20 protein-coding genes are annotated in these 16,304 nt (G+C 47.9%); 13 read left to right on the top strand and 7 right to left on the bottom strand.

Annotation, left to right across the window (positions count from 1 at the left end; genetic code table 11):
- Window positions 1–105 precede the first annotated feature (105 nt).
- From Q1A69_RS03685 to Q1A69_RS03645, 9 genes are all read left to right on the top strand, one after another.
- Window positions 106–1,059 carry a LysR family transcriptional regulator gene (locus Q1A69_RS03685; protein ID WP_299581290.1) on the top strand — a complete coding sequence of 318 codons (954 nt, stop codon included), beginning with the start codon at window positions 106–108 and terminating at the stop codon, window positions 1,057–1,059.
- A gap of 160 nt (window positions 1,060–1,219) precedes the next feature.
- Window positions 1,220–1,597: a PH domain-containing protein gene (locus Q1A69_RS03680; RefSeq protein WP_299581288.1), complete on the top strand. Its 378-nt coding sequence runs from the start codon at window positions 1,220–1,222 to the stop codon at window positions 1,595–1,597.
- Window positions 1,598–1,675: 78 nt separating this feature from the next.
- Window positions 1,676–1,906 (top strand): hexameric tyrosine-coordinated heme protein, encoded by a 231-nt coding sequence (locus tag Q1A69_RS03675; protein ID WP_143730228.1) that lies wholly within the window; start codon window positions 1,676–1,678, stop codon window positions 1,904–1,906.
- Window positions 1,907–2,235: 329 nt separating this feature from the next.
- Window positions 2,236–2,817, top strand: a complete 582-nt coding sequence (locus tag Q1A69_RS03670) for a nuclear transport factor 2 family protein (RefSeq protein ID WP_299581286.1) — start codon at window positions 2,236–2,238, stop codon at window positions 2,815–2,817.
- A gap of 296 nt (window positions 2,818–3,113) precedes the next feature.
- Window positions 3,114–3,575, top strand: coding sequence for a YccF domain-containing protein (locus Q1A69_RS03665; protein ID WP_299581284.1), 462 nt, complete (start codon window positions 3,114–3,116; stop codon window positions 3,573–3,575).
- Between the two features lie 377 nt (window positions 3,576–3,952).
- Window positions 3,953–4,246 (top strand): hypothetical protein, encoded by a 294-nt coding sequence (locus tag Q1A69_RS03660; protein ID WP_299581282.1) that lies wholly within the window; start codon window positions 3,953–3,955, stop codon window positions 4,244–4,246.
- On the top strand, window positions 4,213–4,653 hold the full coding sequence (locus Q1A69_RS03655) for a DUF5694 domain-containing protein (protein ID WP_299581280.1): 441 nt from the start codon (window positions 4,213–4,215) through the stop codon (window positions 4,651–4,653). The genes Q1A69_RS03660 and Q1A69_RS03655 overlap by 34 nt, the downstream gene beginning before the upstream one ends.
- A 312-nt stretch (window positions 4,654–4,965) precedes the next feature.
- A complete protein-coding gene (locus tag Q1A69_RS03650) occupies window positions 4,966–5,571 on the top strand; it encodes a lipase (RefSeq protein ID WP_299581278.1) in 606 nt (201 codons plus the stop codon).
- Window positions 5,572–5,641: 70 nt separating this feature from the next.
- Window positions 5,642–6,097 (top strand): phosphate-starvation-inducible PsiE family protein, encoded by a 456-nt coding sequence (locus Q1A69_RS03645; protein WP_299581276.1) that lies wholly within the window; start codon window positions 5,642–5,644, stop codon window positions 6,095–6,097.
- Between the two features lie 78 nt (window positions 6,098–6,175).
- On the opposite strand, the gene Q1A69_RS03640 is transcribed toward Q1A69_RS03645, so the two are convergent.
- From Q1A69_RS03640 to Q1A69_RS03615, 6 genes are all read right to left on the bottom strand, one after another.
- The gene (locus Q1A69_RS03640) at window positions 6,176–6,937 is read right to left on the bottom strand and encodes a TerC family protein (RefSeq protein WP_299581274.1); all 762 of its coding nucleotides are present in this window, start codon (window positions 6,935–6,937) and stop codon (window positions 6,176–6,178) included.
- Window positions 6,938–7,138: 201 nt separating this feature from the next.
- Entirely contained in the window at window positions 7,139–7,525 is a 387-nt protein-coding gene (locus Q1A69_RS03635; protein WP_299581272.1) for an STAS/SEC14 domain-containing protein, read from the bottom strand.
- A 181-nt stretch (window positions 7,526–7,706) separates the two neighbouring features.
- Window positions 7,707–8,021: a DUF2007 domain-containing protein gene (locus Q1A69_RS03630; protein WP_299581270.1), complete on the bottom strand. Its 315-nt coding sequence runs from the start codon at window positions 8,019–8,021 to the stop codon at window positions 7,707–7,709.
- A 68-nt stretch (window positions 8,022–8,089) separates the two neighbouring features.
- Window positions 8,090–8,488 carry a hypothetical protein gene (locus Q1A69_RS03625; protein ID WP_299581268.1) on the bottom strand — a complete coding sequence of 133 codons (399 nt, stop codon included), beginning with the start codon at window positions 8,486–8,488 and terminating at the stop codon, window positions 8,090–8,092.
- 204 nt (window positions 8,489–8,692) lie between these two features.
- Entirely contained in the window at window positions 8,693–10,201 is a 1,509-nt protein-coding gene (locus tag Q1A69_RS03620; RefSeq protein ID WP_299581265.1) for an aldehyde dehydrogenase, read from the bottom strand.
- Window positions 10,202–10,363: 162 nt separating this feature from the next.
- Complete coding sequence (locus Q1A69_RS03615) at window positions 10,364–11,026, bottom strand: fumarylacetoacetate hydrolase family protein (RefSeq protein ID WP_299581262.1); 663 nt, start codon at window positions 11,024–11,026, stop codon at window positions 10,364–10,366.
- 149 nt (window positions 11,027–11,175) lie between these two features.
- Here Q1A69_RS03615 and serA point away from each other — a divergent pair, with 149 nt between their 5' ends.
- The 4 genes from serA to Q1A69_RS03595 all read left to right on the top strand — a co-directional run bounded on the left by serA (window position 11,176) and on the right by Q1A69_RS03595 (window position 15,174).
- Entirely contained in the window at window positions 11,176–12,423 is a 1,248-nt protein-coding gene (gene serA / locus Q1A69_RS03610) for a phosphoglycerate dehydrogenase (protein WP_299581259.1), read from the top strand.
- A 297-nt stretch (window positions 12,424–12,720) separates the two neighbouring features.
- Window positions 12,721–13,629, top strand: a complete 909-nt coding sequence (gene rarD, locus Q1A69_RS03605) for an EamA family transporter RarD (RefSeq protein WP_299581256.1) — start codon at window positions 12,721–12,723, stop codon at window positions 13,627–13,629.
- A 624-nt stretch (window positions 13,630–14,253) separates the two neighbouring features.
- Window positions 14,254–14,667: an MBL fold metallo-hydrolase gene (locus Q1A69_RS03600; protein ID WP_299581253.1), complete on the top strand. Its 414-nt coding sequence runs from the start codon at window positions 14,254–14,256 to the stop codon at window positions 14,665–14,667.
- A 51-nt stretch (window positions 14,668–14,718) separates the two neighbouring features.
- The gene (locus Q1A69_RS03595; protein WP_299581250.1) at window positions 14,719–15,174 is read left to right on the top strand and encodes a cupin domain-containing protein; all 456 of its coding nucleotides are present in this window, start codon (window positions 14,719–14,721) and stop codon (window positions 15,172–15,174) included.
- A 65-nt stretch (window positions 15,175–15,239) separates the two neighbouring features.
- On the opposite strand, the gene Q1A69_RS03590 is transcribed toward Q1A69_RS03595, so the two are convergent.
- Window positions 15,240–15,620 (bottom strand): VOC family protein, encoded by a 381-nt coding sequence (locus Q1A69_RS03590; protein ID WP_299581247.1) that lies wholly within the window; start codon window positions 15,618–15,620, stop codon window positions 15,240–15,242.
- Window positions 15,621–16,304 lie beyond the last annotated feature (684 nt).

Here is a 16,304-nt window from a genome sequence, read left to right as displayed (position 1 = left end):
TTATCAAACTTACGTGAAAAGAGGTGTGAACACTTTCACTCCACCTTTGCCAGCAGGGATTAAGCTACGGCAAAAAACCAGAGAAAACACGGGAAAAGTCGGCAAATGGGCAAATCAAAAAGCGCCTTGGGCGGGCGCCTCAGTGACATAGACCTGCGCCTGTTGCGGGTTTTTCGCGAAGTCGTGCGCGCCGGGGGACTGGCCCCGGCGGAAGTCACACTCAATATTGGGCGCTCTACCATCAGTGTGCATATCTCCGACCTGGAAACTCGCCTGGGTATGCAACTGTGCCTGCGCTCCCGAGGTCGTGCCGACTTTAAACTGACACCCGAAGGAGAGGCCGTCTATCAGGCCATTCTGGAGTTGGACGGGCACCTGGAGGCCTTCAAAAGCCAGGTGAATGCTATTCAATCCCACCTTACCGGCACCCTGCGTCTGGTGTTGCCCGATGATGTACTCGATATCCCACAGTTAGACCTGCCAGCGTCCATTGCCCGCCTGAGACAACAAGCTCCACAGCTGCACCTGGAAGTTCAACTGGCCGCGCCTCAGGAGCTGGAATTAGAGATACTCGCCGACCGCGCCGATGTGGGTATCAACCCGCTGCACGCCCGTCGGCCTGGGTTGGAATATCAGCCGTTATTCCAACACCGTTCCATCCTCTATTGTGGCGCCGATCACCCCTGCGCCAAAGCCGATCGGGTTAGCGAGGAATTACTGACACAACAGGAACTCGCCGCCCCCAGTCACGCGGTACTTTCCGGTGCCGCCCATCTCTACCGTCTCTTCCCTCATCGCTCCACGGCCAACCACATGGCTGCGAGACTCGCGATGATCCTATCGGGCTGTTTTGTTGGATTCCTGCCGGAGTATCTTGCGCAGAAATATGTAGAGACCGGTGATCTGGTCCCGCTGTTAGCCGAACGCTTTCACTACCGAATTCAAAATGCTGCCACTTTTAAAAAAAGCTCAACCGAACACCCCGCAGTAAAGCTGTTCTTAGCGGGACTGGTCATTAGAAATCCAACTGATTCACTGCAGCAATCAAACGCTGAGTAGAGAAGCATTCACCTAGGGCTGAAAGCCGGTTAGATCATAGTGAAACAATAGCGCCGACATCAAATCTTGACGTATTCAATCTATCCTGGATATATAACCTGATATAACCGTGGATTATGTATAAAATAATACCTTAATCAATGATTGACACGGTAGAGAGATGATCGACTTTAAAAATTCACCGATATTTAAACTCAAGCCCATTGAAGTTTCAGAGGCCAGAGATGAATTTAATCGATTTTTGATTGAAGAAGAATTTATTTTTGCCGGATTCAAAACCATACGGGATCAGGTTGTTTTTACAAACAAAAGAATAATTTCAGCCAATGTACAAGGCCTGACTGGCTCAAAGGTTGACTACACATCACTACCCTATAGCAAAATACAGGCGTTTTCTGTGGAGAGCGCTGGCACCTTCGACTTGGATTGCGAAATCGAGGTTTATCTCGGCGAGGTGGGCAAGATTAAATTTGAAATTAAGGGATCTTTTGACCTTATTCAATTTAACCAACATATCAGCAAGTATGTGCTGGCATAGGATTTTTGGTTTTCAATTGTTGCTGCGGGAAGGTATATTTGGCCCGCCATAGATACTTAAGATAAGAGAGGGAAGTTCATGTCACATATGTGGTTGGAAAGCTTGATCACCGAAAATGCCCAGCAAGGTTTTGAGCTGGCGATGAAACTATCTAGAATGGGGGTAAAGTATACTCAACCTTCGGATGAGGTAAGAGGCAAGCTGAGATCTTCCTACGAAGAAAACGCAGACAGCTTGATCGCCTCTTCCCAGGTAGTTGCCATCAACTTTCAGACTGTCGCTGCCGCCAATAACTACTGGCGCAGCTAAAGGGTATAGATGCGCTTTGCAGTAGCGTTTTAAGCCACCCAAATGCTCACCGCTCTGTAAAGCGCCCCAATTACTACCGATTTCGAAGGGTATCAACGCTAGATACGCCTTAATTAGGCGCGTACTACCTGATCTCTTACTCAATCGAATTCACACTAAACTTCAAGAAACATCAATATCCCCACCATTTCAATCTATATTGCTAATGAGCTTATTCATACAAGCGGTAAAAAACGCCTAACTCCGACATTTTTATCAACCTGGAGTTGGGGGCGCCTACTCAAGCTTATTATTCTGCAAGTGGTCACGAATCCAGACGGGAAATAGCTATGAAAAAATGGGAAGAACGGCTAGTTAATGTCTTGGAGACCCATAAAGCAGCCGAGTTTGAGCTAAAAGATGCGGATGCTGCCATCGCGACCATGACCAACAACCCAGTTCTAATCCATGTACCGGTCAATACCGGCGCAACAGGCAGGGAACCACTACGGCATTTTTATCGGGATATTTTTATTCCACAGATGCCGCCCGACGTTGAATTGGAATTGTTGACTCGCACTGTTGGCGAACACAGAGTTATCGATGAATTTATTCTGCATTTGACACACTCTCTGCGTATGGATTGGTTCGCTCCCGGTATTGAGGCTACCGGAAGAAAACTATCTATTCCCCAAGTTGCGATTATCTCTTTTGAAGTCGATAAAATCAGCTCTGAACATATCTATTGGGATCAGGCAACTGTGCTTAAGCAGATGGGGTTTCTGGATAACCAATTACCAATTACCAATTACCAATTACCAATTACCAATTACCAATTACCAATTACCAATTACCAATTACCAATTATTGGTAAGGGTCAATGTAAACGCTTGCTCGATATCAATGCGCCTGCGAACGAATTAATTCCATAACCTTCTCAAATTGCTAAAGATAGATCCTACTCTTATTGAACGGCCGCCAAAGCAGCATCTCCTATTGCCTCAAAGATACCTGAAGAATCAAACCGACCAGCCAGTCTCACCTGTTGCGATCAAACAAAATATTTGCCCTAATGCATCTATTGAGGCCCCCCAACACGTCACAGTTGTATGGATCTAGCAAAAGGGAGTTGATACTGCTCTTTGGGAAACCGCCAACGTCAATGTTCGTCTTGGTAAGCAAACGCTATCTGTATAAGTGCCCTATAACAGCTCAATAGGAGATCAATATGCGCACACTCGGTAATTTTTTATGGTTTATTCTCGGCGGGATCTTTATGGGCCTCTGCTGGTGGTTTTTTGCTCTTATTGCCTTTATCAGCATTGTCGGGATTCCCTGGGGAAGGGCCTGTTTTGTAATGGGCAAACTCTCATTCTTTCCCTTTGGACATGAAGCCATTTCCCGCAAGGAGCTCACCTTAAATGAGGACATAGGTACCAGTGGATTCGGCTTGATAGGCAATATCATTTGGTTCCTATTCGCTGGAATTTGGCTGGCAATTGGTCATTTGGTCCATGCAATTGCCTGTTTTATCACCATCATTGGCATTCCGTTTGGCATTCAACACCTGAAGCTTGCCGGTATTTCTTTATCCCCGATAGGAAAGACCGTTGTAGATAAGGAAGTGGCACAAGCGGCAAGAATGCGTAATGCTAATGCTACTGTTTCCCAAATGCGCGGTAGTATGTAGTCCCACCAGAAATAGAGGGGCTTAAAAGGCCCCGAACTGCAAGTCCACAGAGAAGCGAGTCCACCAGGAAGGGGATTGGAATGGAGTTCGCCTTAAGAACATATTGGGGGTTTAGCGATTTCTAATTTCGACGCTTTTCAGCCGATCATTTAATTTGGAAAGGGCCAAGTAGTAATTCTGACCCTTATTATCCAGGGATTTTTCTAGATATCGAAACTAGCAACAGCTGTAGAGAGCCTGCATCAAGAAAATAAAATCCCACATAAAATACTTTAAAATAACGAAAGGTATTAAAATACTTACTACCTACACCCTTATCTTAATACTCAGCAGCACAAGCTTGTCCGCAAACAGTCACTCTGCTCAAGAAGGAAAAAATGAATCAGAAAGCTCAGATAATGCTTTTTGGTACCTTTCATTTTTCTAATCCTGGGCGGGATTACGTCAAGTCAGAATTTATCGACGTGCTAACTCCTGAGAATCAGGACTACTTAGAAGAACTTACCAGTAAACTTGCCAATCAATCACCTACCCATGTAATGCTGGAGTGCGATCCATCTCAGCAAGGAAAGATCAATAAGAAATTTATCTCTTATCTTGCCGGGAAGCATCAATTGGCAATTAATGAAAAGAACAATTGGGATTTCGTATTGCCAAGAAATCCGGCCTAAACGCAGTTTTATGCCATGACGAAAGAGAAGTACATTGGAATGGCGAGGCGCTTATGGCACACATGGAACAATTTGAACCGGACAGGAAGGCCAGTAACGACGAGTTTTTAAAGAATTTTAGTAAAGAAACCGGCGAACGCGACAAAACACTACCTTTAAAAACTTTGCTTCAGCTGGATAACGACCCCACTGAAGACCCAAAGAACATGAATCTATACCTTATGAACAACGATATTACTACTGGAGAAGCCTTTGCCGGAGCCGACGCCTCCGCTAGCTGGTGGCACAGAAACTTCCGAATGTATGCCAATATTCAGGCCAAAGCACAACTAGGAACCAAGGTAACAGCCATTGCAGGCTCTGGCGATACCGCCATTTTGAAAATCCAACTAACCACGGACTTGTAACGCCAATCCTGGGACGTTAAACCCTACCTTTAACGCTAAATAGTTGCGGTTTTTCCAAGTGGAATACGTCGTATATAGCTCTGTAAGGTTACTCAATATCTTTTGCCTGTATATATTATGGGATGTTGAGGATTAGTAAACCGCCCAGTGCTCCTTAATCTCTATCGGCGTGTATTACCCGCCGATAGGGCGCCGTTAAGTACAGATTTTTCCTGAAAGAGGCTCACCAGACTACACTCTTTAGCAAGGTTCTTGGGCTAATATCGATAATCATCTCAACCTCATTTTAAACCATTCAAAACATGTCATACGATGAATCGTAAAAGTCGCACGGTTTTATTGATTCCTGGGATTTTTGATCGGGGTACCTGTCTTTTAAGAATGCAACGCGCGCTTTCTAATGCCGGCTTTAACGCCCACTATATCCATTTACGATATAACTCCGGCTGGCATGGCATGGAACATCTTTCCTCTCAACTTATGGCAAAAATAGAGAAACTGCTTATTACGGGCGAGACCTGTACACTAGTGGGCTTCAGCATGGGAGGAATAGTAGCGCGTTATTACCTACAGTCGATGAGTGGAATACGTAAGGTACACAAATTTATTTCTATTGCATCTCCCCACCACGGTAGTTACTGGGCTAACTTTCTACCATACAAGGGGGGCAAGCAATTGCGTATTGGCAGTGAATTCTTGTGTGACCTAAATAAGTCAATACACCTACTCGACCAGACAAATCCAGTCTCCATCTGGACAAAATACGATGTCACTATAATGCCACACAGTAGCGCACAACTGGGACTTGGCATTTCTTACGAGGTGCCTGTTATTTTGCACAGATTGATGCCAATCAGCAGTAAGGTTATCTCCCTGACAAAAAAAGAAGTCATTACTGGGATGGCTGATTCCATATAGCTTTATACGGCGCCAGATTAGGTTCATATTTTTCTTGAGACATCCAAGACTTTCATTTTGAGAATTAGCGATGAGTGATTCGGAAAAAGAAACGATCAAGTCGGCAAGCGCCGTTCATAGTTATTACCGTAAGTTTGAAAGCTTTATCGCCCTTCTGCTGACTATCATTATTATTATTATCGTAGTGGTGGCCATTACTCGACTAGCCTATTCAGTGTATTCCATGTTATTGGTAGGCATGAAAGATCCGCTGGATCATAAAGTTTTTCAAACGATCTTTGGTGAGATCATTACGCTACTGATCGCCTTGGAATTCAGCCACACTCTCCAGTATGTAGTCACCAGACAACAAAGTATTATTCAAACCACCGTTGTGGTATTGATTGCCATCTTAGCACTTGCGCGTAAATTTATTATTTTGGATCTGGATAAAGTAAGCGCGACGGAAATTATAGGACTTGCTGCAGCAACTCTGGCACTAGGATTGACCTACCTGATACTAAAATCTAAGAGAAGTAATTATTAATATTGTATTACCCTACCAACCGAGAAAGGGAGGAACAATAGGCTATTGCTCCTCCTGCTTAGACCTTCTGTCTATCGTTTATTCGCGCTCCTCACGTAACGTATGGTGCAACTGCACCGGTGCAGTCTTGCGTGCTTTTTTCCCACGAAAGCGTAAGTTAAGCATTTCCACGGCCATAGAGAACGCCATAGCAAAATAGATATAGCCTTTGGGCACATGCACATCAAAACCTTCTACCACCAAGGTGAGCCCAACCATAATCAAAAAGGCCAGCGCAAGTATTTTGACTGTTGGATGACGGTCTACAAAATCGCCAATAGGTTTTGCAGCAATCAACATAACAATCACTGCGAGAACAATTGCAATCGCCATGATAGAAATTTCATCGACCAAACCTACAGCGGTTATTACTGAATCTAGGGAAAAAACGATATCCAACAAAGCAATCTGAAACAAAACCATGCCAAAAGCCGCAGTTCCCAGAGATGCAGCGTCCGTCTCGGCGCCTTCCAGGCTATTATGAATTTCATGGGTCGCCTTACCGATCAGAAAAAGTCCCCCTCCAACCAGAATAATATCGCGTCCGGATATCTCCATACCAAACACACTAAATAGCGGATCTACCAGACCCATAATCCAGACAATAGAAAATAGCAGCCCCAGGCGAGTCACCATGGCCAGAGTCAAGCCAATAAACCGGGCTGGTTCACGCTGTTTGGGCGGTAGACGCCCGACAAGGATAGAAATAAAAATAATATTATCGATGCCCAGTACTATCTCCAACGCCGCTAGCGTAGCCAGAGCAATCCAGGCTTCCGGGTTAGCTACCCACTCGAACATGAAAAAATTCCTTATAAATGGTTATTGTTATTAGGGAGCCCATAGAAAAGTCGGTACTGTCTCAGGCGAAGTCAAGGTCCACCCAGGGGACTTTTAGCGATCTCACTGATTATTCTGAGGCACCTAAATATTGTATTTTCTCCAGCGTTTTCGCAGGGGTTTTCTCAATGGAGTGTGAACAATTCACACCGCACGGTTATTCTATTCTCCCTCACGCAACCACGCCATGGCGGTTTCCTCAGAATCAAAAACCTTGTATTCGCCACCGATAAACCAGCTGCCCACCTTGCTCGCCCATTTCATCCAACGTTTATCCGATATAACCGCAATTCGATTGAATTCGCGTCCGTGGGACACTCCCAGTTTAAAGTCATCCCAAGCGGCACGCGGTTCCCAGCCTTGCAGATCACTTGCATCCATCAAGCAATCTATTTTCGGATTTTCTATACCGGCAATGGCGGAATTCAGCATAGGCACCATGGTCTGATAATCCTCATGGGTCAGCTTGCCATGAGCGCGCAGGGTTAAAAAGAAATGCTTGCCATGCTGTTGCAGTCCAATGGAAACACCATGAGATTGCTCGCTCATAGATCACCCTACAAACACGTCCGGTTTTAATACTTTCTATTTAACATGTGGATACACTCTTTCAACCGGTAATTAAAGATCACTAACATGCTCTTGCGAACTATCTATGCAGGTATTTAAGGGTTTTGGCCTACGCCGTTGCCCGTTGCCCGTTGCCCGTTGTTAATTCGACAAGTTGATGCTATGAATCCTTTATTGCCGGACGCGACTTGCCACACTGCCAGCAGTAATCAAAGGCAGCCCCGTTCTCTTCGCTGCAGCCTGGACAGGACCAGGCCTCCTGTTCGGCTTCAGTGTCTTGTAATAACTGGTGTGCGCGCTCGTAATCCCGCTCTCGTTCCAGCCAAAGTTCCGGCCAGGCCTGATTAGGGGCCAACTCTCCGGATGCGCCCTGAGCAAATTCATTTTTTAGCTTCACCGGGATACCGGCAACTTCCAAACGGCTTTTGGCCAATTCCACCAACAAGCGGTTTTCATGGGTGTATATCAATTTCATCGTGTACAGTGTCCCTTTCCATCCCTAGATTATCCAGCACCCACCAATCGTTCAATAAACGTTATCCGCTAATCCACTGCGGAAACCGTACAATCTACACGATTACAATATTCTTCATGGGGTACCGTGATAATTTCCAGGAAATTTTCCACTGAATGAAGTGCCGCTCGACTATTGATAAGCACTCTACCAGGGCGGCTGGCGATATATTCGAGTACCGCCCTACCCTTACTGTTTTTGTAAACCGCCAGAAGCTGCCCTTTTTCAACGGCATCGCCGTGGCTGACAAAGACTTCCATCCAGTTACCAATCAAGTTGCGAGCCGGGGAATCACGCACAATCCGCGCATGCAGTTGCCCGGCACCAACCAATCCGACAATTTCTCCGAGCCTGGGGGCCTCCGCTGCCCGTAAATGTGTTATTCCGCTCACAGCCAGGATAACGAAGCACAGGCAGACTCTTTTCAATCTGATTCTCCTCAAACTGGTTTACGTCTTAGGCACAGGGCCCAAACCAGGAACACTGTCGCCGAAAACGGTTGTAGAGGGCGATAACTTAGGTATAGCTGACTAAATAATTCACGCCAGATTGAGCGCACATGTGACAGGGCGGTAGGGGAGGAGAAAGGGCCTCATATTGCGGCCCTTTTTGTAATCTATACTAAGGGGTATTTAGCCCAGATCGATCCAAGTAGACTTCAGCTCACAGTACTTATCCAGGGCATGTAGAGACTTGTCTCGGCCATTTCCGGACTGCTTGAAACCACCGAATGGTACGGTGATATCTCCGCCAAAGTAGTTATTAACCCACACCGAGCCCGCGTAAATATCGCGTGCCATACGGTGGGCGCGGCCCAAGTTATTGGTCCAGATACCCGCCGCCAGGCCATAGATGGAATCGTTGGCGATAGCGAGCGCCTCCTCTTCGGTCTCAAATTCGATGACCGACAACACCGGACCGAAGATTTCCTCACGGGCGATGGTCATATCACCGCGCACCCCACGGAAAATGGTGGGTTCGTAGTAATAGCCCCCAGTCACCTCGTCCACGGGCTTGCCACCACAAACCAGCTGAGCGCCTTGCTCCAGACCCTTGGCGACATAGAATTCGACGGTGTCGAACTGACTACGGTCAATCAACGCACCCATTGCAGTATTCGGGTCCTGAGGATGGCCGGGCTGGAAGCGCTCGGCGGCCTTGCGCACCTTGTGAATAAACTCATCGGCGATACCCTTCTCAACCAGCAAGCGTGAACCGGCAGTGCAGGTCTCCCCCTGGTTGTAAAAGATAGCCAGCGCTGCGGCATCGGCAGCCTTGTCCAGGTCCGCATCGGCAAAAACAATATTGGGGCTCTTGCCGCCCAGCTCTAAGAACGTGCGCTTCAGGTTTGACTGGCCGGAGTATTCGGTAAGGGTCTTGCCCACCTCGGTGGAGCCGGTGAAAGTGAGGCAGTCAATATCCATATGCAGACCCAGCGCCTTACCCAGGCTGCTACCGGGCCCCGGCAGTACATTGAACACACCATCGGGTAAACCCGCTTGCTTAGCCAGGCCCGCCAGTTTGATTGCGGTAAGCGGAGTATTGGAAGCGGGCTTGAGAATTACGCTGTTTCCAGTTGCCAAGGCCGGGCCCAACTTCCAGGCTGTGGTGGACAGGGGGAAGTTCCAGGGCACAATCGCCGCGACCACACCCAGTGGCATACGGGTGACCAGGCCTAGCTCACCGGGCCCGGTGGGCGCCACTTCATCGTAGATCTTATCGATAGCTTCACCGCTCCAGCGAATCGTGGTCGCGGCGCCGGGAACATCCACGGCCATGGTGTCACCAATAGGCTTGCCCGCATCGAGGCTTTCCAGCAGGGCAATTTCCACTCGATGCTCTTCGATCAACTCGGCAAAACGCACCATAATCTGCTTGCGCTTCATTGGCGGCATTTTTGACCAGGCCCCAGACTCAAAGGCCTCGCGCGCAACGCGCACCGCCAAATCCGCATCCTGTGGGCCACAACTGGCGATTTGAGCCAGTTCTTTCCCATCGGCAGGGCTATAGGTAGCGCGGGTTTCACCGGAAAGCGCATCGACATAATCGCCATTGATAAAGGCGCGGCCTTCAATTTTGAGGGAGGCCGCCAGGGCCTGCCACTCCTGCAGGGTTTGAGGAATATTATTTTTCTCTGTCATGGCGCACCTCATTTGAGACTGTTGGTTTCTCTGGGTTATATCTAAAATGTGATCACAAATCAAAGGGATTACATACTGCATGGGGCGATAGCTGGCTCTGGCGGCGGATTCGCAAGTACAGGTCAGAACTATCCGGAAGAAATGATCTGCTGCCGACCGGAATTAGGCGACCTCAGTATTCACCTGCAGCCAATCCCCTTGTAACTGCATCATCAGCTTGTCACCGTGCTGCAACTCACCAACACCGGCGGGGGTCCCCGTCAGCACCACATCGCCGGGCTCGAGCGTGAAGTAGCTGCTGATATAGGCCACCAGATCGAGAATTGGGGTGAGCATATGTTCCGTCTTACCGCGCTGACGCAACTCGTCGTTGAGCCAAAGGGAATAGCTGAGCTTGTCCCAGTCCGGCAGCCAGTCCAGCTTGACGAACGGCGAAAGGGGACAGGAGTTGTCGAACCCCTTGGCTTTCTCCCAGGGGTGTCCCACTTTTTTAAGTTCAGCCTGTAAATCGCGCAGGGTCAGATCTAAAGAAAGACCCAAACCGGCGATTGCAGGAGCTACTTCAGTGGCATTGGCATTAGTGAGTTTTTCACCGATAAGCAGTGCCAACTCTCCTTCAAAGTGACAGCTGCCATGCCCTGTGGGCAAGTGAATAGGCTTGGCCATATCAACCGCCGCGGTAGATGGCTTGATAAATATCAGAGGTTCTTCCGGCACCGGGTTGTTCAACTCTGCCGCATGGTCGGCATAGTTTCGCCCAACACAGAGAATCTTACCCAACTGAAAAGGGATTTCGGTGCCACAGGTAAATTGGTGTAGGTACATAAATAAACAAGATAGTTAGGATAGAAATTTCGTATAAAGTGTTATAACCAGCATGTGCTATGATCGCGCCTTCGCCTGGCTTCGGCACCTCTTGAAGTGATAAAGCACTTTTTACATCGCGTTATTCGCACTCAGTGAAGAGATAGTTTATGGCTCCGCACAATCCCGATCAAAAAAAATCCCTGCATAAAGACAAGATTCGTATCCTGCTACTGGAAGGTGTACATCAATCCGCCATCGATCTGCTGGCATCCCGCGGTTACACCAATGTGGAGTACCTAAAAACTTCACTACCAGAAGAGCAATTGATCGAAAAAATTGCAGACGCCCACTTTATTGGTATTCGCTCACGCACCCAGCTAACCCGTAAGGTGCTGGAGAACGCCTCCAAGCTGATCGCTGTTGGCTGCTTCTGTATCGGCACCAATCAGGTGGATCTGCAAGCGGCTACAGAGCTGGGGATAGCTGTATTTAACGCCCCCTATTCCAATACCCGCAGTGTGGCCGAGCTGATCATTGCCGAAACTATTTTTATGCTACGCGGTATCCCAGAGAAAAATACCGTATGTCATCGCGGCGGCTGGTTAAAATCTGCCGCTGGTTCTTTCGAGGCGCGCGGCAAGACTCTGGGCATTATCGGCTATGGTGCCATCGGCTCGCAGGTATCGGTGATGGCGGAAGCCATTGGTATGCGGGTGAAATTTTATGATGTCATCACCAAGTTGCCGTTGGGCAATGCCAGCCAGGTAGGCTCTCTGGAGGAATTGCTGCGCAAATGCGACGTGATTTCCCTGCATGTGCCCGAGCTGCCCTCCACGAAGATGATGATCGGCACCGAGCAGATCGCGCAGATGAAACCTGGCGCAATCCTGTTGAACGCCTCCCGTGGCACTGTGGTGGATATCGATGCCCTGGCAGATGCGCTGAAGCGCAAACACTTGGCCGGCGCCGCTATCGATGTGTTTCCGACAGAGCCACGCGGCAATGACGACGAATTCGTCTCGCCCCTGCGCGGCATCGACAATGCCCTGCTCACCCCGCATGTTGGGGGCTCCACCATGGAAGCACAGGAAAATATCGGCACCGAGGTGGCGGAAAAGCTAGCGCATTATTCCGATAACGGCACTACGACCAGTTCGGTCAACTTCCCCGAAGTTGCTCTACCGGGCCACGCCGGTACACACCGTCTCCTGCATATCCACAAAAACGTACCCGGTGTATTGGGTGCCATCAACCAGGTGTTTTCCGAAAACACTATCAATATTTCCGCCCAGTACCTGCAGACCAATGAGACACTGGGTTATGTGGTGATTGATGTGGATGCGGCTTACTCGGACCTGGCTTTGGAAAAACTGAAGAACATCCCCGGCACTCTGCGCTGCCGCGTACTCTTTTAAACCGCCTCAGCCTCCTCCGCTACAGGAGGAGGCACAGCGCAGGAGGTATTAATTCCACATGGAGCCCGTACCTCCTGCCTATCCTCAACTGATCGACTGATCGACTGATCGACTGATCGACTGATCGACTGATCGACTGATCGACTGATCGACTGATCGACTGATCGACAAGGGTATTGATCCCCACTGGCGGGCACTTCTACAATAGCGACTTCTACTTCTGTTGGCTCGGCCCCGCACCCAATCCCCGTGTGTCGAGCCCAATCCTATACTTCGTTTTCCTCAGCAGGTGCTCCCTTGCGTAATAACGATTCCGCCACTACCGGCTTGCTTGCCGGCGTTGTCGCCTTTCTCATTTGGGGGCTGGCGCCTCTCTACTTTAACCAGTTACAGGATATGCCCGCAGCGGAGATTCTCGCGCATCGCAGTATTTGGTCGCTGGGACTAGCACTGATCATCCTACTTTTTATACGCAAGCTACCCGACCTTATCGCTACTCTGCGAGATGGTAAGAAGATGCGTATGCTCGCTCTTACGACAGTGCTAATTGGAAGCAATTGGTTGGTCTTTATCTGGGCTATTAACAATGGCCACCTGCTAGATGGAAGCCTCGGCTACTACATTAATCCACTGATCAACATTATCTTAGGCGTACTATTCCTTGGCGAGAAATTGCGGCGTCTGCAATGGCTGGCCGTCGCTTTGGCATCAATAGGAATCGCCTACGAGCTTTGGCAATTTGGCCGTGTGCCCGTAATCGCCCTATTCGTTGCCGGTACTTTTGCCCTCTATGGGCTGGTACGCAAGCGCGCACCTGTAGATAGCCTGACCGGCCTCACCATCGAAATCCTGTATATGCTGCCAGTGGCCCTGATTTACCTCGTTTGGAGCGACAGTCCTACCAGCAACCTGTTAAGCAATAGCTGGGAACTAAACGGCCTGCTGGTTCTGGCCGGTCCAATCACCCTAATCCCGCTGCTGCTGTTTACTATCGCCGCACGCAGACTCAACCTATCCAGTTTGGGGTTCCTACAATACATAGGTCCATCACTCATGCTGGTAGTGGCCACCCAGGCATTGGGAGAACCATTCAGCGAGGGCAAACTCACCACCTTTATGTTTGTATGGTTGGGCTTGGCGCTCTACTCCATAGATGCCCTGGCACAAAAACGCAAACTGCACCTGCAGGGCAAGGCCACACTCTAATGCGTTAATCTGCAAGCAGCCTCCTCTTCTCAACGTTGCAAAGATGGCGGTTACAACAAGGAATAAATACCGCCATCGACCAGTGTTTACCCCACTCTATCTTGCCGTTCCCAAACAGGCAGAAATTATTCACAGTATCAGTCGCCACTCTGCTCTGAACACTCCTGCCCAGATCCAGCTGGATAAGTGGCGCTCTTATTTTATTGTCTGTTGAAACATTGGCCCAGAAAGTTACCGAAATCCCTGTCCCTCTGGGACCTTTAGGTTATCGGGATGGCCCTATCCATTCCCCTATCCTTACATGCGACCTATGGAGACTGCCTTTGCACTCTAGAATTTCAACAAGTAACTCTCCTAAAAAATGAAAACCCCAGTATCAGGCTCCACTTTACAGACAACCATTTATGTCTAAATCCTGGCTTTACTCCTTCCACACCCTTACCCCCCAAACACTAAATTTTGCTTTTTCCATTCTTAAACCAACCTGATTTTTTCAATACGTGTCATAGGTTTCTATGATTTTAATCAACAACGGAGGGTGCGTTATTCATCCAAATTAATGTGGAATTTTCCAGAATCCAGTCATAGGCTTTAGAGATCTTCTATCCTTGCCGGCCGATAAATATGTTCTCATTATTCGCCAAAGGGTTCCTTGTCACACTATTTTCCTTATTGACTAGTACCCTGATCAGAGTGGAACAACCTGCATCTCTCAAGCACTATCCGCCATACGTGAAAGATGATGACAAGCTGCATATCGACTTTTGCAGCACTGGCACTCCCGACCCTACCTATCAATGGCTGCGCCACCCCGCCTGTGTAGTAATACGCAGTAGTGGAAAATTATTCCTTGTTGATGCAGGTGAAGGCGCGACAGCACGCACCGGCCATCTGGGCCTTAACTTGGCGCAAGTGAATCCAATATTTATTAACCACTGGCATTCCGATCACTTTGGAGACCAGGCAATGGTGATTAATGCATCCTGGTTTGTGATGCAAGGCAAGGACAGATCAGAAAAACCGTCCAAAAAGAGTTGAGGACAATTAGCCCCTATTAATTGGTCAACATCAGATTAGATACAGGAAAGGATGATTATGCGTATTTCAAACAACTTTATATTCTTTACCCTATTTTTAACCTTCACTTACAATGCGGAAAGTCAAACTGATATAGGTGCGGTAAAATTCGAAACACTGGTGGCTTCCAGTAAGGATTGGGAGGGACATAAGCTTCCCGAAATGAGGCCCGGCCAGCAGGAGCTGACTATCGTTCGGGTAACGATCCCTCCCGGCAAACAAATGCCAGTACATAAACACCCAGTTTTAAACGGTGTGTACATCGAAAAAGGCACACTTACCATCGTACTCCCAGGACAAAAAGAAACACTCACCCTGGGAGAGGGAAAGGCTTTTATTGAGGTCACAAACAAATGGCATTATGGGCGCAATGACGGCAAGGACCCGGTGATTATTGTTCTTTTTTATTCTGGCCCCGAGGGAGAGCCAACCACCATATTCAAAAATCCAGACGAGAAATTACAATAAACAATAAAAATACTCCACAGCCGGCCCAACAAGACTGGCTGTGGATACTAGATCCATCAGATTACTTACTTAACTCTGTGGAGGGCACAGATTTTATTGCCTGCAGGATCGCGCAGATAAGCTATATACATTCTACCAGCAACCCCCTCACGAATTCCCGGAGGGTCTTCACAGGCCACACCGCCATTGTCAATGCCCGCTTGGTGCCAGGCATCTGCTTCTTCAATACTCTTCGCACTAAAACCAATAGTGCCACCATTGGCGTGAGTAGCCAATTCACCATCGATAGGCTTCGAGATAGCAAAAACACCGGATTGAGAAAAGTAAAAACAGCGGCCCTTCTCATCCATAACACTAGGCTCATAACCCAGAACACCTAAAACAGCATCGTAAAACGCTTTGGACCGCTGAATATCATTAGTACCAACCATAATATGACTAAACATTTCACCCTCCAATTTTGTCAGTTTCTCGGCGACAATCCAGCCAAGCACATAGTCACAGCTTTAATTATCTTCTGCAACAACATTCTCTAGTAGATACCTATACCAAAGAACCTAATATTACTAGGACCAAAGAGTATTTCATCCGCGCATACCGCCATTCATAACCACCTTCTTGCACTTTATCACTCTCCCTATAGAGTGACTTACCTCATTCGCACAGATTTCAAAATCAGCAAATTATTGATAAAATCAAATTAATCAATCATTAAATACGATATTTACATGAAGAGCCCTAATCAAAATAATGCAAAAAATTCTTCATCCACATCCGATTTTTTAAGATAACTGGTCACGATGGGATCAGTTGTCCATAGGGCCAATCAAAGGCGACACTGTTCGAAATCTAGCCCCTCTCGCTCACTTATAGTTTGTGGGGGCCAGACTAATTTGTGCAAACATAAAATTTTCATCAGGAGTTCGCAAACGCCTTCCATGAATTTATCATTGGAGCGGGCAAATCTATCCGGCATCCGCGCGATTAATGAGAACCACAGATTTATACCTAAGCCAAAGATTCCCCATAAGTAATCTTTCCAGGGGATTTATTCCTAGATTGCCAACATAAGTGACACACGTTTACCCACCAAAAATTCCAGTGGGCTCAAGTAATTTAACACCTTCCTG

It is taken from the genome of uncultured Microbulbifer sp., assembly GCF_947498635.1.
Lineage (GTDB): Bacteria > Pseudomonadota > Gammaproteobacteria > Pseudomonadales > Cellvibrionaceae > Microbulbifer > Microbulbifer echini.
This window is presented reverse-complemented; position numbering and strand designations above follow the sequence as displayed.

Coding starts and splice junctions, on each gene's coding strand:
- Q1A69_RS03685 (WP_299581290.1), top strand. CDS start 106: ATGGGCAAATCAAAAAGCGCCTTGGGCGGGCGCCTCAGTGACATAGAC.
- Q1A69_RS03680 (WP_299581288.1), top strand. CDS start 1,220: ATGATCGACTTTAAAAATTCACCGATATTTAAACTCAAGCCCATTGAA.
- Q1A69_RS03675 (WP_143730228.1), top strand. CDS start 1,676: ATGTCACATATGTGGTTGGAAAGCTTGATCACCGAAAATGCCCAGCAA.
- Q1A69_RS03670 (WP_299581286.1), top strand. CDS start 2,236: ATGAAAAAATGGGAAGAACGGCTAGTTAATGTCTTGGAGACCCATAAA.
- Q1A69_RS03665 (WP_299581284.1), top strand. CDS start 3,114: ATGCGCACACTCGGTAATTTTTTATGGTTTATTCTCGGCGGGATCTTT.
- Q1A69_RS03660 (WP_299581282.1), top strand. CDS start 3,953: ATGAATCAGAAAGCTCAGATAATGCTTTTTGGTACCTTTCATTTTTCT.
- Q1A69_RS03650 (WP_299581278.1), top strand. CDS start 4,966: ATGAATCGTAAAAGTCGCACGGTTTTATTGATTCCTGGGATTTTTGAT.
- Q1A69_RS03645 (WP_299581276.1), top strand. CDS start 5,642: ATGAGTGATTCGGAAAAAGAAACGATCAAGTCGGCAAGCGCCGTTCAT.
- Q1A69_RS03640 (WP_299581274.1), bottom strand. CDS start 6,937: ATGTTCGAGTGGGTAGCTAACCCGGAAGCCTGGATTGCTCTGGCTACG.
- Q1A69_RS03635 (WP_299581272.1), bottom strand. CDS start 7,525: ATGAGCGAGCAATCTCATGGTGTTTCCATTGGACTGCAACAGCATGGC.
- Q1A69_RS03630 (WP_299581270.1), bottom strand. CDS start 8,021: ATGAAATTGATATACACCCATGAAAACCGCTTGTTGGTGGAATTGGCC.
- Q1A69_RS03620 (WP_299581265.1), bottom strand. CDS start 10,201: ATGACAGAGAAAAATAATATTCCTCAAACCCTGCAGGAGTGGCAGGCC.
- Q1A69_RS03615 (WP_299581262.1), bottom strand. CDS start 11,026: ATGTACCTACACCAATTTACCTGTGGCACCGAAATCCCTTTTCAGTTG.
- serA (WP_299581259.1), top strand. CDS start 11,176: ATGGCTCCGCACAATCCCGATCAAAAAAAATCCCTGCATAAAGACAAG.
- Q1A69_RS03600 (WP_299581253.1), top strand. CDS start 14,254: ATGTTCTCATTATTCGCCAAAGGGTTCCTTGTCACACTATTTTCCTTA.
- Q1A69_RS03595 (WP_299581250.1), top strand. CDS start 14,719: ATGATTATGCGTATTTCAAACAACTTTATATTCTTTACCCTATTTTTA.
- Q1A69_RS03590 (WP_299581247.1), bottom strand. CDS start 15,620: ATGTTTAGTCATATTATGGTTGGTACTAATGATATTCAGCGGTCCAAA.